The following is a 15,029-nucleotide window of genomic DNA, read 5'->3' as shown; positions in this document are numbered from 1 at the left end:
CAGGTCCATCAGTGGCTCAGCCCGTACTTTTTGACTTTGTCGAACAGCGTGGTCTTGGCCATCCCCAGCTCCAGGCTGGCCTGGGTCAGGTTGCCGCTGCTGCGTTGCAACGCATCGCCGAGCAAATTACGTTCGAACGCTTCCACTGCTTCGGCGAAGGCCAGGCCCTGATTGCTGCCGCTGGCGCCGGACTTCTTGAACGCAGGCAGACCGAGGGCAAAACGCTCGGCGACGTTGCGCAGTTCGCGCACGTTGCCGGGCCAGTCGTGGCTCATCAGGTTCGACAGGGTCTGGTTGTCCAGCTCTGGCACGGCGCGGTCGAAGCGCAGGGACGATTGCTGAAGGAAGTGTTCAAACAGTTGCAGGATGTCTTCGCGACGTTCGCGCAAGGGCGGCAGTTCCAGGGTCACCACGTTCAGGCGGTAATACAGATCGCTACGAAACTCGCCAGCCTTGCTCGACTCGTCGAGGTCGGACTTGGTCGCCGCAATGACCCGGCAATCCACGGCCACGCTCTGGTTCGAACCCAGGCGTTCAAGGGTGCGTTCCTGCAACACCCGCAGCAATTTGATCTGCAAGGGCAGGGGCATGCTTTCGACTTCGTCGAGGAACAGGGTGCCGCCATCGGCGTGTTCGATCTTGCCGATCCGCCGTTTGCCGGCACCGGTGAAGGCGTTGGCTTCATGGCCGAAGATTTCACTTTCGAAAAGGTTTTCCGGCAGGCCGCCGCAGTTCAGCGCGACGAACTGTTTGGTGTGCCGACGGCTGAAGTCGTGCAGGCAGCGTGCAACCAATTCCTTGCCGGTGCCGGTTTCGCCTTCGATCAGCACGTTGGCCGACGTATCGGCGACGTTGGCGATCAGCTCGCGCAAGTTCTGCATGGCCGGCGAGCGGCCGATGATTCGGCCTTCCAGGGAGTCGCGCTCTGCCAGTTGCCGACGCAACGAAGAGACTTCCCGGGCCAGGCTGCGTTGCTCAAGCGCGCGACGGGCGACATCCACCAGGCGTTCCGGCGAGAAGGGTTTCTCCATGAAGTCATAGGCGCCTTTCTGCATCGCGCCGACGGCCATGGAAATGTCGCCGTGACCGGTGATCAACACCACCGGCAGGCTGCGATCACGGGCCTTAAGTCGGGTCAACAGTTCCAGGCCATCGATGCCAGGCAGGCGAATGTCGCTGATGACGATGCCGGCAAAGTTGTCGCCGACCCGCTCCAGCGCTTCTTCGGCACTGCCCACGCCGACGCAGGGAATGTCTTCCAGGGTCAGCGCCTGCTGGCAGCCGAGCAGCACATGGGGGTCGTCTTCGACGATCAGCACACTAAGGTCGTTGTTCATATTGGCTCGGCGTGAGTGGGGCTTACCAACGGTAAACTGAGGACGAATGTGGTGCCACCGCTTGCCGGGTGTTCGACACCCAGATGCCCGCCGGTGGCAGCGGCCAGGCTGGCGGAAAGGGTCAGGCCGAGGCCCAGGCCTTGCTCGCCGGGTTTGGTGGTGAAGAACGGTTCGAACAAATGCTTGCGTGCTTCGGCGTCGATGCCGTGGCCGTTATCGCGTACCCGCAGGCGATATTTGCCATCGAATGCTTCGCCTTCCAGCCACAGCTCGGGCAACGGTTGGGCCTGCATGGCGTCGAGGGCGTTGCCGATCAGGTTGACCAGAATTTGCTCGAGGCGGGTCTGGTCGATCTGCACCTGCATATCGCCGAATTCGCGATGCACTTTCAGGTGGACGCTTTCGACTCGACCACCCAGCAGTTGCAGCGCGGCATCCACGGCTTTGCCGAGGCAGGCTTGCCCCTTGTCGTCACCGCGACGGGCGAAGGAACGCAGGCTGGCGGTGATCCGGCCCATGCGGTCGATCAATTCGTTAATGGTCTTGAGGTTGGTGCTGGCGACGTCCAGTTGACCGCGCTCAAGAAAGCGCACGGTGTTGCCGGACAAGGTGCGCAGCGCCGCCAGCGGCTGGTTCAGTTCGTGGGCAATGCTGGTGGACATCTGCCCGATGGCCGCGAGTTTACCGGCCTGCACCAGTTCATCCTGGGCGCGGCGCAACGTCTCTTCGGCCTGACGCCGTTCGCGGATCTGGCCTTTGAGGCGCTCGTTGCTGGCGCGCAGGTCGGTGGTGCGTTCGGTAATCCGACGCTCCAGTTGATTGTTGGCTTCCTGCAGGGCTTCACGGGCGGCGAGGCGGGTGGCGATCACTTTGCGCCGCTCGTTCCAGGCGATCAGCAGGAACGCCACCAGGGCAAACGCCACCGCCACCAGAATCCCCTGATTGATCGCTTCACGGCGCAAATCCTGTAGTGGCGTGAGCAGGGTGAAGTTCCACGGGGTGTCGCTTAGCGGACGGGTTTGCGAGAGGTAGCTGATGTCCTCTTCATCTGATTCCACTTCGCTGTTGGCGGGGAAGGTCAGTTTTTCCTCGCCTTCGGCCAGTTGTTCCCGGGCCAGCGGTTGCAGTTCGTTCAGCGGGAACCAGTAGTACTGCAGGCTGCGGGCGAGTTTTTCTTTGGTTTCGTCGCTCAACGGCACAACCGACTTGAGCCGTCGCGCCGGATCGCTGGAGAGAATGATGATGCCGTTCTCGTCGCTGACGAAGGCTTCGAGGCGAGCGCGCTGCCAGCGTTCTTCCATGGCTTCGAGGCGCACCTTGACCACCGCGACGCCGATGATCTTGCCGTGTTCTTCAAGGCCGTGGGCCAGGTAGTAACCGGGTTCGCCGTTGGTGCTGCCGATGCCGTAGAAGCGCCCCGGTTGACCGCGCACGGCGTTCTGGAAATAGGCGCGAAAGGACAGGTCTTCGCCCAGGTAACTGTCGACATCGCGCCAGTTGCTGGTGGCCATGACGCGGCCGGTGGTGTCCATCACGTAGATAGCCCGACTGCGGCTGCGCCGGTTCAGGCCTTCGAGGTAGTCGTTGACGGTCTGCCGGTGTTCCGGTGACGGGTCGGCCAGCAGTTTTGAAACACTGGATTCAAGTTCCAGCAGGCTGGGGAGGTAGGTGTACTTGCTGATCTCGCTCTCGACGGCGCGGGCGTGCAGTTCGAGCTGACGCTGGCCGTTCTCGCTGAGGCTGCGAATCCCGTAGTGTTCACTGACCCAGAAGCCGAGGTAACCCAATCCGATCATCAGGGCGATGACCAGCGGCGGCAGGAACAGATGGCGAATCAGACGGGGTTTCACGGCGAGTGATGGCGGCGCGGCGCGATAGAGAGTGGGGTCGCATTTCATCACAGATGCCTTGGGTCAACCAGCATGGCAACAGGCTTGTCTGGTTTCCAGTCGAACGCGGAACCTGTGGCGAGGGAGCTTGCTCCCGCTCGGCTGCGAAGCAGTCGTAAACCGGTCAATGCGGTGTGTCTGACATCATGCATTGGCAGGTTTTGGGGCCGCTGCGCGACCCAGCGGGAGCAAGCTCCCTCGCCACAAGGGCAAGCCAGTACCGTCTTAGTGCTGCAGAATCTTGTTAAGGAAATGCTGTGTCCGCTCGGCGCGGTGGCTGATGTCGCCGAAGAAGTCTTCTTTCTTGCAGTCTTCGATGATCTTGCCCTGGTCCATGAAGATCACGCGATCCGCCACTTTGCGGGCGAAGCCCATTTCGTGGGTCACGCACATCATGGTCATGCCTTCGTGGGCCAGTTGCACCATCACGTCGAGCACTTCGTTGACCATTTCAGGGTCCAGCGCCGAGGTCGGTTCGTCGAACAGCATGACGATCGGGTCCATCGCCAGCGCACGGGCAATTGCCACACGCTGTTGCTGGCCACCGGAGAGCTGGCCCGGGTGCTTGTGGGCGTGAGCCGATAGGCCGACGCGCTCAAGCAGTTGCAGGCCTTTCTTGGTGGCTTCTTCCTTGCTGCGGCCCAACACCTTGATCTGCGCGATGGTCAGGTTTTCGGTGATGGTCAGGTGCGGGAACAGTTCGAAATGCTGGAACACCATGCCGACGCGCGAGCGCAGTTTCGGCAGGTTGGTCTTCGGGTCGGCGATGGACGTGCCATCGACCACCACGTCGCCTTTCTGGAACGGTTCCAGTGCGTTGACGCATTTGATCAGGGTGGATTTGCCGGAGCCGGACGGCCCGCACACCACGATCACTTCGCCTTTTTTGACCTCGGTGCTGCAGTCAGTCAGTACCTGGAAGTCGCCATACCACTTGTTGACATTCTTGATAGAGATCATACGGCAAACCTTTTTTGCAGACGCTTGACCAGCAGCGAGGCGGCAAAGCTGATTGTGAAGTACACGAGACCTGCGAAGATCAGGAACTCATTGGAGCGACCGATGATGTCGCCACTGGCACGCGAGGCATTGAGGAAGTCCACCAGGCCGACCGCGTAGACCAGCGAAGTGTCCTGAAACAGGATGATGCTCTGTTGCAGCAACAGCGGGGTCATCTTGCGGAACGCTTGCGGCAGGATGATCAAACGCATCATCTGGCCATAGCTCATGCCCAGGGCCTGGGCTGCACCCATCTGGCCCTTGGGAATCGACTGCACGCCGGCCCGGACGATTTCGCAGAAGTACGCCGCTTCGAACATCATGAAAGCCACGATGCAGGAGGCGAATGCGCCGATCGGGGTGTCTTCGCCGGTGATCCAGCGCAGCACGAACGGCACCGCCAGGTAGAACCAGGTGATGACCAGCAGCAACGGGATCGAACGGAAGTAGTTAACGTAGGCGCCGGCAATGTTCGACAGCACCTTGCTGTGGGACAGGCGCATCAGGGCCAGGATGGTGCCGAGGATGATCCCGCCGACGACGCCCAGCGCCATCAGTTGCAGGGTCATGACCATGCCGTTCCACAGGCCCGGCAGGGACGGGATGATGCCCGAGAAGTCGAATTCCATCATTTACCCCCTACGGAGATCAGGCCCGGTACGGCGACTTTCTTCTCGACCCCACGCATCAGCAGCATCAGGCTCATGTTCAGGGTGAAGTAGATCAGCGTCGCCAGGGTGAAAGCTTCGAACAGGTTCGCGGAAAACTCGGCGGTCTGTTTGGTCTGTGCGAGCAATTCCATCAGGCCGATCAGCGAGGCGACGGAGGTGTTCTTGAACACGTTCAAGAATTCCGAGGTGAGCGGCGGAATGATGATCCGGTAGGCCTGGGGCAGCAGCACGTTCCAGTAGATCTGTGGCAGCTTGAAGCCCATGGCGCGAGCGGCCGCTTCCTGGCCTTTGGGCAGCGCCTGAATGCCGGTGCGCACTTGTTCGCAAACGCGGGCGGTGGTGAACAGGCCCAGGCAGACAACAACGCTGAGGAACGCCGAGGTGGTCGGGTTCAGGTCCTGTTTGTACCAGTCCTGCAGGTTTTGTGGCAGCAGATCAGGTACCAGGAAGTACCAGATGAACAGCTGAACCAGCAGCGGCACATTACGGAAGAGTTCGACGTAGCAGGTCGCGATGCCCGATACGATGCGATTCGGCACGGTGCGCATGACGCCCAGAATCGAGCCCAGCGTCAGCGCGATGATCCAGGCCACGATGGCGATGGCGATGGTCCAGCCCAAACCGGTGAGGTACCAGTCGAGATAAATCTCGCTGCCCACGCCGGTGGACTTGAAGAACACGCCCCAGTCCCAGTTGTAATTCATTAGGGTCTCCCCTCAGATCGATCGATGTACAAGTGCCCGCCTGGGGAAGCTCCGTTCCCGCCCTGATCTTGTTGATCAGGCACACACGAGCGGCTCGACAGCCACCGGTTCGAGTGTTTCCAAAAATGCCAGCAGGGAGTGACTATCTCCTGAAAGGGCAGCGGCCCTCTCAGGAGATAAGGTTAGTCAGAAATCAGGATTTCTTGTCGTCAGCCGCTTTATCGGTCGGATTGGCGATCAGGGCCTTGAGCTCGTCGCTCATCGGGAAGTTCAGGTTCAGGTTTTTTGGCGGGATTGGCGACATGAACCATTTTTTGTAGATTTCGTTGATCTCGCCCGACTTGTAGGTCGCAACAATCGCGTCGTCCACGGCTTTCTTGAACGGTGCGTCGCCCTTGCGAACCATGCAGCCGTAGATTTCGTAGGACTGCGGGTCACCGGTCACTTCCCAGTCACTCGCCTTCTTGGCTTTTGCGGCTTCACCGGCCAGCAGTGCGTCGTCCATCATGAACGCGACGGCACGGCCCGATTCCAGCATCTGGAAGGACTCGCCGTGGTCTTTGGCGGAGATGACGTTCATGCCCATCTGCTTGTCGGCGTTCATCGACTTGAGGAGGCGCTCGGACGTGGTGCCCGCGGTGGTCACGACGTTCTTGCCTTTCAGGTCGTCGAAATTCTTGTACGTGGAGTCTTTCTTGGAGAGAAGACGCGTACCGATTTCGAAGATGCCGACGGAGAAGTCAACTTGCTGCTGACGTTCCACGTTGTTGGTGGTGGAGCCGCACTCGACGTCCACGGTGCCGTTCTGCACCAGCGGGATACGGGTTTGCGAAGTCACGAGGTTGTATTTGACCTGAAGGTTTGGCATGTCCAGGTCTTTCTTGATGGCTTCGACGATTTTCAGCTGGATATCGTGGGAGTAGCCGACCGGTTTACCGGAAGCATCCGCAATATAGGAAAACGGAATGGAAGCGTCACGATGCCCGAGGGTGATCACGCCGGACTCTTTGATCTTCTTCAGTGTGCCGGTGAGCTCGGCAGCGAAAACTGGAGTGCTAATCAGAGCGGCAGCAATGGCTGCGCCCAGGATATGGGGAACGATGCGCATCAAATTTTCCTCGACATTGTTTTTTTTATGGAGCCAGTTCATCGGCCCTTTTGTGCTTCGAATGCCTGACGGCTCCTGAAGTGGGGTGCACCAAGCATTCGTCCAAGAGTGTAGAGCATGACTCGTGCCAGGTCAGGTGATATAGATCAAGTTGTTGATTTATAAGGGTATTAAATATTTATGGCGTTAATTTTCGCAAAGGATAATCCGGTTAACCGAATCGACCGACAGGTCGTGTTCGGAAAACCGAATGGTGTTCGGGGCAGCTAATGCTATTGATCAGGTAATAGAAGCGACAATGATTGTGTCGTTCACCTAAAAATCAGCTTTCCTGGCTTAGCGGCGTTTCATGCAGGTAGATCCATTGGGCGTTGTGGTGATGCAGGCCAATGATCGCCACCGATATCCGTGAGCTTTCGCGCTGGTCGAGGCGATGGGTTTCCTTGTAGCGGATCGCCACGCTGCTGCCTTCTTGCCATACCGTTTGCAGGTCGCTGATGACGATTTCCAGGCCTGGTTTGGCGCCGATTGCACCCTTGAACATCTGTTCGACCGTCGCCCGGCTGACGATGGCGGCCGAGGTGGTGACCATGGTGAAGTGCTCGGCGAATGCCGACATCAGCGGCTCGAACGCAGCCTGCCCCTTACCGTTGGCGTCGGTGAACAGGGTGTGGATCAGCTCGTGCACGTGATGAATGCTGTGGTGCGCCTGTTCAACTATTTTGTTGTGCATGACAGTCCTTTTGAGTGTTCAACTGACTCAGTTGAAAGAGGGGGAACAGGCCCACCAGCGCGGCAGTGGCGAACGTCACGTGGTAGGCCTGGGTGGTATCGAAATGCTTCAGGAGCAGGTTGAAAACCATCAGGAAGAGCGCGGCGCCGATGCTGAATGACATCTGTCGGTTGATGTTCCAGATGACACTGGCCTTGTGCGTGTCACTGCCCTCGAAATCCATCAACGACGTGGTTTGTGCTGTGTTGGCTCCGATGCCGCCGCCGATCCCCATCAAGCTGTAGGCGATGACAATCACCAGAAGGTCTGAGGGATTGCTCACCAGTAACAGGGTGGCGATGCCGGCGCTGTGCAACAGCATGCCGAGGGCAAACAGGCGCTTTGCGCCCATCCGGTTGTAGACCCGGCCACAGATCAGCATCGCGATGAACGCGCCGATGGCGTAGAGGATCATGAACATCCCTGTCAGGCGGGCGCTGAAGTGCAGGGTGTTTTGCAGGAAGAAGATGCTCATCAAGTTGACCCCCGTGAACACACCGGGGATCGCGTAATAGATAAAGATGGAGGTGCTGAGTTTTTTGCTTTTGAGCAGGCTCAGTTCAATGATCGGGTTTTTGCATGTGCGGTAATGCAGCCCGTACAACGCGACGAAAGCAACGCCGGCCATGACGAAGAGGGCGGCCACCCATGTCGGAGCGTCGCCGCCATACAGCGACATGCCCATCAGCAGGCAGCCGAGTGCCGCGCTGACCAGCAGCAAACCCTTGATGTCGGGCCGGGGCAAACTCGTCGGCCGCGCTTCGTTGATCCAGAACCAGGACAGCAATGCCGCGATCAGCGAAAACGGGATATTGCTGTAGAACACCCACCGCCAGGAGCTGCTGTCGACGATGATGCCGCCGATGGTCGGTGAAATGGCGGGCGCTATCAGGGCAACGGCCATGACCAAGGTGGATATTTTCGCCCGCTGCTCACCCTTGAACAGGTTGAACGTCAGCGCCTGGCCGACTGGAATCAACAGGCCACCGCCAATCCCCTGGACGAAGCGCCAGATCACCAGCTCGTTGAAACTGTTGGCCAGCCCGCACATCCACACGGAGCCGGTGAACACGATCATCGAGGCGGTGAGGATTTCCCGGCTGCCAAAACGACCGGCCAGCCAGGTGCTGACCGGAATGATCAGCGTCAGCCCCAGAATATAAGCATTAGCCACCCAGGCAACGTCTGAAGTACTAACGTGCAGCGCCGCCGATATACTCGGCAATGCGACCGCTGACATAAAGATGTTAATGCAGTCGATAAAAAATCCGATCAAAAATATCAGTGCAACTTTGTAGCGATAAGTCTGGTGTTTCCCCTTTGCCGCAAAGCATAGGGGCGGTGGACTTGAACTGTCGATACGACTATCCTTGAAACAATGTTTGACAGGATTTAACAGTGAGTCATATTGCTATGCACACTCATCTTAATCGGGTCCAGACATTTCTGGCGGTGGTTGATTTTGGTTCTTACACCAAGGCAGCCAATTACCTGAGCATCAGCAAAGCCATGGCCAGCCTGCATGTCAAGGCGCTGGAGGACGTACTGTCAGCGACGCTGCTGATTAGAAATACCCGAAATATATCCCTCACCGAAATTGGTCAGGACTTTTATGAAGAGTTCAAAGGCATTGTCGAGGATATCGATAATGCCTTTGATAATGTATTAAAAGGGCATAACCGAGTTTCCGGAAAGTTGCGTTTAAGTTCCACCATTGAATACGGTGAAGCGTATATTCTGCCGTTGATTCCGCAATTCATAGAGCGCTATCCGGAGATAAAACTCTGTTATAACTTTAACTCGTCACTCAATGACCTGGTGGCGGAAAAGTTAGATCTGGTTATCCGTTTGGGCAACTTGGCGGACTCGGCGTTCAAGAGCCGTAAACTGGCGGATTATGAAATTGTCCTAGTGGCTACCGAGGCGTTTCTTGCGCGTTACCCGGTGCAAAATCCTCAAGACCTGAATGCGCTGCCGTGGATTGCCAACAGCAACTTGCAGGCACCGACTCAGTGGATGTTGCGCCATCAACAATTGGGGACCGTCGAGATCAACGGGATCAATCAGTTTGAATCCAACTCTTCCACGGCCATCCGCTCCATGACGTTGTCGTCGCTGGGCGTTTCGGTGCTGCCCGCGTGGGTGGTCAAGGATGACATCGCCAGCGGGCGGTTGATCCGCCTGTTGCCCGACTACTCGCTGCCCTCGCAGTCCGTCAACGTAGTGTTCCCCAACAGCCCGCATCTGCCCCACAAATCGAGGGCGTTCATTGATTTCCTGCTGCTGCATCTGGCGCAATGAGCACCTACGAAAAAGCCCCTGAATCGTGAGATTCAGGGGCTTTCGTTCAAGCGGATCGGCGATCAGGCCGCTTCGATCTTGCTGCGGTTTTGCTCGACCTTGCTCAGGTAATCCGCCAGTTTCTGCTGTTCGGCGGGGGTGGTGAACAAGCCAAGCTTGCTGCGACGCCACAGAATGTCATGGGCGGTGGTCGCCCACTCTTCGCTGCAAAGGTAATCGACTTCGCGGGTGTAGAGACCGCCGCCGATGTGTTCGCCCAGATCGCTGAGGTTCTGCACGCCTTCCATCATGCGCCAGGTGCGGCTGCCATAAGTGGTGGCCCAGCGGCGTGAAATTTCAGTCGGCACCCAGTCGAACTTGTCGCGAATCAGCGAGCTCAACGCCTGCGGGGTGGTCATGTCTTCACCGCCCGGCAATGTAGCGCTGACGGTCCACGTCGGCTTGATGTGCGTGAAGTACGGCGCCAGTTGTGCCAGCGCCGACTCGGCCAGTTTGCGGTAGGTGGTCAGCTTGCCGCCGAACACCGACAGCAACGGCGCTTCTTCGCCAGTGCCCGACAGTGCCAGGGTGTAGTCGCGGGTGACGGCCGATGGGTTGTCGGATTCGTCGTTGCACAGCGGCCGAACGCCGGAATAGCTGTGCAGGATGTCGTCGCGGCTGATCCGCTTCTTGAAGTGGGCGTTGACCACTTTGAGCAGGTAATCGGTTTCGCCTTCGGTGATCGCTACTTTTGCTGGATCGCCGGTGTATTCGCGGTCGGTGGTGCCAATCAGGGTGAAATGGTTCAGGTACGGAATGGTGAACACGATGCGCTGATCTTCGTTTTGCAGAATGTGCGCGTGTTCGCCTTCATACAGTTTCGGCACGATCAGGTGGCTGCCCTGGATCAGGCGGATGCCGTACGGCGATTCCATCTTCAAGTCATCACGAATGAACTTGGCGACCCATGGGCCGGCAGCGTTCACCAGGGCCTTGGCACGAATCGAAAACAGGCTGCCATCGGCGCGTTCCAGGTGCAGGTGCCACAAGCCCTTGGTACGACGGGCGCTGACGCAACGGGTCTGGGTGTGGACGTGGGCGCCTTTCTCGCGGGCGGCCATGGCATTCAGCACCACCAGACGCGCATCGTCGACCCAGCAATCGGAGTATTCGAAGCCTTTGGTGATTTCGCTTTTCAGCGGGCTGTCCGGACCGAACTTCAGGCTTTTCGAACCTTCGAGTTTTTCCCGCTTGCCGAGGTTGTCATACAGGAACAGGCCGGCGCGGATCATCCACGCTGGACGCAGGTGCGGACGGTGCGGCAACACGAAGCGCATTTGCTTGACGATGTGCGGCGCCTTGGCCAGCAACACTTCGCGTTCGGCGAGGGCTTCGCGTACGAGGCGGAATTCGTAATGTTCGAGGTAGCGCAGGCCACCGTGGATCAGCTTGCTGCTGGCCGACGAAGTGTGGCTGGCCAGGTCATCCTTTTCGCAAAGGAACACCGAAAGACCGCGGCCGGCGGCATCCGCTGCAATCCCCACGCCATTGATCCCGCCACCGATGACGGCGATGTCGTAGACCTCAGCGAGAGGGGGCGTAGGCAAGGTAGAAGTGGGCATCGGCTGGCCTCGGGCTCTTGATTTTCTGTATTGGAATACGAACATTAATGTTCATTTGCGAAAATAGTAGCCCATTAAACCGCCCACAGCCAGTCAACTTCGATTGAAAATACTGATCGAAGGGCCGTTAAAGGAAAATTTACGAACATTGAACGTGGAGAGGAGGGGGAGGTGGCGCGTGCTGTTGTAGGAGCCAGGCTTGCCGGCGAAGGCGTACTCAAGGCCGCCTTCGCCGGCAAGCCTGGCTCCTACGAGGTTGTTTAACCGCCTTCGGTGTTAAACAACCTCCAGCCGAATCTTGTGCTGACTCAACAACTGCGCCAACGCCGGCACAGGCTGCTGATCGGTGACCAGGCAATCAATCAGGCTGATCGGGCCCAGGCGAATCATGGCGTTGCGCCCGAATTTGCTGGAGTCAGCTGCCAGAATCACTTGCCGGGCATTGGCGATGATCGCCTGTGACACCCGCACTTCCTGGTAATCGAAGTCCAGCAGGCTACCGTCTTCATCGATACCGCTGATGCCGACCAGGGCAAAGTCGACCTTGAACTGGTTAATGAAGTCGACACTCGCCTGACCGACCACACCGCCGTCGCGCCGCACATTGCCACCGGTCAGCAGAACGTCGAAGTCGTCCTTGGCGCTTAGCATCGAGGCCACATGGAGGTTGTTGGTGATGATTTTCAGGTGGTTGTGGTTGAGCAGCGCCCGGGCAATCGATTCGGTGGTGGTGCCGATATTGATGAACAGCGAGGCGTGATCCGGGATCTGGGCCGCAATGGCTTCACCGATACGCTGCTTTTCATCGCGCATCTGGTCGGCGCGCATGGCGTAGGCGGTGTTTTCGACACTGGAATCGTAGGCGGCGCCGCCATGGTAGCGACGCAACAAATTGGCTTCCGCGAGCTGATTGATATCGCGGCGGATGGTCTGCGGTGTAACGACGAACAGCGTAGCCATTTCCTCGATGCTGACGTAGCCGCGCTCGCGGACCAGTTCGAGGATTTGCTGCTGACGGGGAGGCAGATTCATGGGGCTTCCTTTGGGCTGCCGTGCAAAAATTTGCCCATGATGCCGCAGGAATCTGCTCCCGACCAGTTACATACCGATACGAGTACTCAGGTTGGCTTATTCAGCGCCTTCATGCGGTTCCCAGTCGCGGGTGCGGCTGACGGCTTTTTTCCAGCCGGCGTAGAGTTTTTCCTTGGCGGTTTCGTCCAGGGTCGGTTCGAATTCGCGTTCGATCACCGCCTTGCCGCGCAACTCATCCAGGCTGCCCCAGAAGCCGCACGCCAGGCCGGCCAGGTAAGCCGCGCCCAATGCGGTGGTTTCGCGCATTTGCGGACGCTCGACCTGAGTGCCGAGAATGTCGGCCTGGAACTGCATCAGGAAATTGTTCGCGACCGCGCCGCCGTCCACGCGCAGGGATTTCAAGCGTTCGCCTGAATCCTGTTGCATGGCGTCCAGAACGTCGCGGGTCTGGTAGGCAATCGACTCCAGCGCTGCACGAATAATGTGATCCACGCGTACGCCGCGGGTCAGGCCGAACAGGGCGCCACGGGCATACGGGTCCCAGTACGGTGCGCCGAGACCGGTAAAGGCTGGCACCAGGTACACGCCATTGCTGTCCTTGACCTTGTTGGCGAAGTATTCGGTGTCGTGGGCGTCGTTGATGATCTTCAGTTCGTCACGCAGCCACTGAACGGTCGAACCACCGTTGAACACCGCGCCTTCCAGCGCGTAAGCCACTTCGCCGCGCGGGCCGCAGGCGATGGTGGTGAGCATGCCGTGCTTGGACTTCACGGCTTTGTCGCCAGTGTTCATCAGCAGGAAGCAGCCGGTGCCGTAAGTGTTTTTCGCCTGGCCGGGCTCGACGCACATCTGGCCGAAGAGGGCCGCTTGCTGGTCGCCGGCGATACCGCCGATGGCAATGCCGCTTTTGGTGTGGCCGTAGATTTCGGACGAGGACTTCACTTGCGGCAGCATCTCGCGCGGAATATCCAGCACCTCCAGCATCTTCGCGTCCCACTCAAGCGTGTGGATGTTGAAGAGCATGGTGCGAGAGGCGTTGGTGTAGTCGGTAACGTGGACCTTGCCGCCGGTAAATTTCCAGATCAGCCAGCTGTCGACGGTACCGAACAGCAATTCACCTTTGCGCGCACGCTCGCGGCTGCCTTCGACGTTGTCGAGGATCCACTTGAGTTTGGTGCCGGAGAAGTACGGGTCGGTGACCAGGCCGGTGGTGTCGCTGATGTATTGCTCGTGGCCGTCGCGCTTGAGCTGCTGGCAGATCTCGGTGCTGCGGCGGCACTGCCAGACGATCGCGTTGTAGATCGGGCGGCCGGTGGTCTTGTCCCAGACCACGGTGGTTTCGCGCTGGTTGGTGATGCCGATGGCCGCGACCTGGTCGTGATGCAGGCCGGCTTGAGCCAGGGCCTCGACCATCACGGCGCTTTGGGTGGCGAAGATTTCCATCGGGTCGTGTTCGACCCAACCGGCTTGCGGGTAGTGCTGGACGAATTCGCGCTGGGCGGTGCAGACCACGTTCGCGTCACGATCGAAAATGATCGCGCGGGAGCTGGTCGTACCCTGATCGAGGGCAATGATGTAGTTCTTATTCTGAATGTCGGTCATGTCGATTGCCTTGGACGAAAAAAGGGAGAGAGGTCCGGCGCGCGATCTTATGGGCAGGATCACGCGCCTACGGTATCAAGAAGTTCTTGGTTTGCCGTCAATGGCCGGTGCTGCGTCCTTTGTAGCAGGTGTGGCGTTGGGCAGATGGCGGGCAATCAGCCCGCGATACGCGGCAGCGCCGAGGCAGGCACCGACAATCGGTGCAAAAATCGGAATCAGGAAATACGGGATATCGCGGCCGCCAGTGAGGGAAATTTCACCCCAGCCGGTGAAGAAAGTCATCAGCTTCGGACCGAAATCACGCGCCGGGTTCATCGCAAAACCGGTCAGCGGGCCCATCGAGCTGCCAATCACTGCAATCAGCAATCCGATCAGCAACGGTGCCAGTGGCCCCTTTGGCAGACCGTTGTTGTCGTCGGTCAGGGACATGATCACGCCCATCAGAATGGCGGTGATGATCACTTCAACCAGGAAAGCCTGGGCGGTGGACAGGGCCGGGTTGGGGAAGGTGGAGAACACCGACGCCAATTCGAGGCTGGCCTGGGTGCCACGAACCATATGGTGAGTTTGTTCGAAATCGAAGAATAAATTGCTGTACAGCGTGTAGACCAAAAATGCCCCGCAGAACGCGCCAGCAATTTGAGAGAGGATATAAAACGGCAGTTTGCGCTTTTCGAAGTCAGCGAAAATGCTCAGGGCAATGCTCACGGCAGGATTGAGATGAGCCCCGGAGACCCCGGCGGTCAGGTAGATCGCCATGCTCACGCCGACGCCCCAGATGATGCTGATTTCCCATAAGCCAAAGCTGGCACCCGCGACCTTGAGCGCAGCAACGCAACCGGTGCCGAAAAAGATAAGCAGTGCAGTGCCCAGAAACTCGGCCATGCATTGGCTTGAGAGCGACGGTTGTTGTAAAGCAGTTGTCATTGAAAACCTCGTTTTTGTTGTTGTCTGGCGCTTCTTTCGTCATGGCCAAAGCGCGTTTTCCACCGAGGCAGAATCCCCATCCTGCT

At 58.5% G+C, this 15,029-nt stretch carries 13 protein-coding genes; 1 reads left to right on the top strand and 12 read right to left on the bottom strand.

The window, feature by feature from the left end; all coding sequences use genetic code 11:
• Positions 1-8: 8 nt before the first annotated feature.
• From aauR to ACYZT6_RS21165, 8 genes are all read right to left on the bottom strand, one after another.
• Positions 9-1,337 (bottom strand): two-component response regulator AauR, encoded by a 1,329-nt coding sequence (gene aauR / locus ACYZT6_RS21200; RefSeq protein WP_462028495.1) that lies wholly within the window; start codon positions 1,335-1,337, stop codon positions 9-11.
• The gene (gene aauS / locus ACYZT6_RS21195; RefSeq protein WP_462028494.1) at positions 1,334-3,235 is read right to left on the bottom strand and encodes a two-component sensor histidine kinase AauS; all 1,902 of its coding nucleotides are present in this window, start codon (positions 3,233-3,235) and stop codon (positions 1,334-1,336) included. Before aauS ends, aauR begins: the two co-directional genes overlap by 4 nt.
• 216 nt (positions 3,236-3,451) lie before the next feature.
• On the bottom strand, positions 3,452-4,186 hold the full coding sequence (locus ACYZT6_RS21190) for an amino acid ABC transporter ATP-binding protein (protein ID WP_438662327.1): 735 nt from the start codon (positions 4,184-4,186) through the stop codon (positions 3,452-3,454).
• A complete protein-coding gene (locus ACYZT6_RS21185) occupies positions 4,183-4,854 on the bottom strand; it encodes an amino acid ABC transporter permease (RefSeq protein WP_192420023.1) in 672 nt (223 codons plus the stop codon). Before ACYZT6_RS21185 ends, ACYZT6_RS21190 begins: the two co-directional genes overlap by 4 nt.
• Positions 4,854-5,600, bottom strand: a complete 747-nt coding sequence (locus ACYZT6_RS21180; protein ID WP_131060898.1) for an amino acid ABC transporter permease — start codon at positions 5,598-5,600, stop codon at positions 4,854-4,856. Before ACYZT6_RS21180 ends, ACYZT6_RS21185 begins: the two co-directional genes overlap by 1 nt.
• 193 nt (positions 5,601-5,793) lie before the next feature.
• On the bottom strand, positions 5,794-6,708 hold the full coding sequence (locus ACYZT6_RS21175; protein ID WP_462028493.1) for a glutamate/aspartate ABC transporter substrate-binding protein: 915 nt from the start codon (positions 6,706-6,708) through the stop codon (positions 5,794-5,796).
• A 322-nt stretch (positions 6,709-7,030) separates the two neighbouring features.
• Complete coding sequence (locus tag ACYZT6_RS21170) at positions 7,031-7,441, bottom strand: DUF4440 domain-containing protein (RefSeq protein WP_462028492.1); 411 nt, start codon at positions 7,439-7,441, stop codon at positions 7,031-7,033.
• Complete coding sequence (locus ACYZT6_RS21165) at positions 7,422-8,840, bottom strand: MFS transporter (RefSeq protein WP_462029994.1); 1,419 nt, start codon at positions 8,838-8,840, stop codon at positions 7,422-7,424. Before ACYZT6_RS21165 ends, ACYZT6_RS21170 begins: the two co-directional genes overlap by 20 nt.
• Before the next feature lie 53 nt (positions 8,841-8,893).
• Between ACYZT6_RS21165 and ACYZT6_RS21160 the strand changes: the two genes are divergently transcribed.
• On the top strand, positions 8,894-9,781 hold the full coding sequence (locus ACYZT6_RS21160; protein WP_462029993.1) for a LysR family transcriptional regulator: 888 nt from the start codon (positions 8,894-8,896) through the stop codon (positions 9,779-9,781).
• Between the two features lie 62 nt (positions 9,782-9,843).
• Here the strand turns inward: ACYZT6_RS21160 and glpD are convergent, their stop codons facing one another.
• The 4 genes from glpD to ACYZT6_RS21140 form a co-directional block, all read right to left on the bottom strand.
• The gene (gene glpD, locus ACYZT6_RS21155; RefSeq protein ID WP_462028491.1) at positions 9,844-11,382 is read right to left on the bottom strand and encodes a glycerol-3-phosphate dehydrogenase; all 1,539 of its coding nucleotides are present in this window, start codon (positions 11,380-11,382) and stop codon (positions 9,844-9,846) included.
• Between the two features lie 276 nt (positions 11,383-11,658).
• Positions 11,659-12,414, bottom strand: a complete 756-nt coding sequence (locus ACYZT6_RS21150; protein WP_007916700.1) for a DeoR/GlpR family transcriptional regulator — start codon at positions 12,412-12,414, stop codon at positions 11,659-11,661.
• Between the two features lie 96 nt (positions 12,415-12,510).
• The gene (glpK, locus tag ACYZT6_RS21145) at positions 12,511-14,016 is read right to left on the bottom strand and encodes a glycerol kinase GlpK (protein ID WP_462028490.1); all 1,506 of its coding nucleotides are present in this window, start codon (positions 14,014-14,016) and stop codon (positions 12,511-12,513) included.
• Positions 14,017-14,091: 75 nt separating this feature from the next.
• Positions 14,092-14,943 (bottom strand): MIP/aquaporin family protein, encoded by an 852-nt coding sequence (locus ACYZT6_RS21140; RefSeq protein WP_462028489.1) that lies wholly within the window; start codon positions 14,941-14,943, stop codon positions 14,092-14,094.
• Positions 14,944-15,029 lie beyond the last annotated feature (86 nt).

Source organism: Pseudomonas sp. RT6P73, from assembly GCF_054897715.1.
Note: the sequence above shows the minus strand (reverse complement) of the source record. Positions and strands in the feature narration are given on the sequence as shown.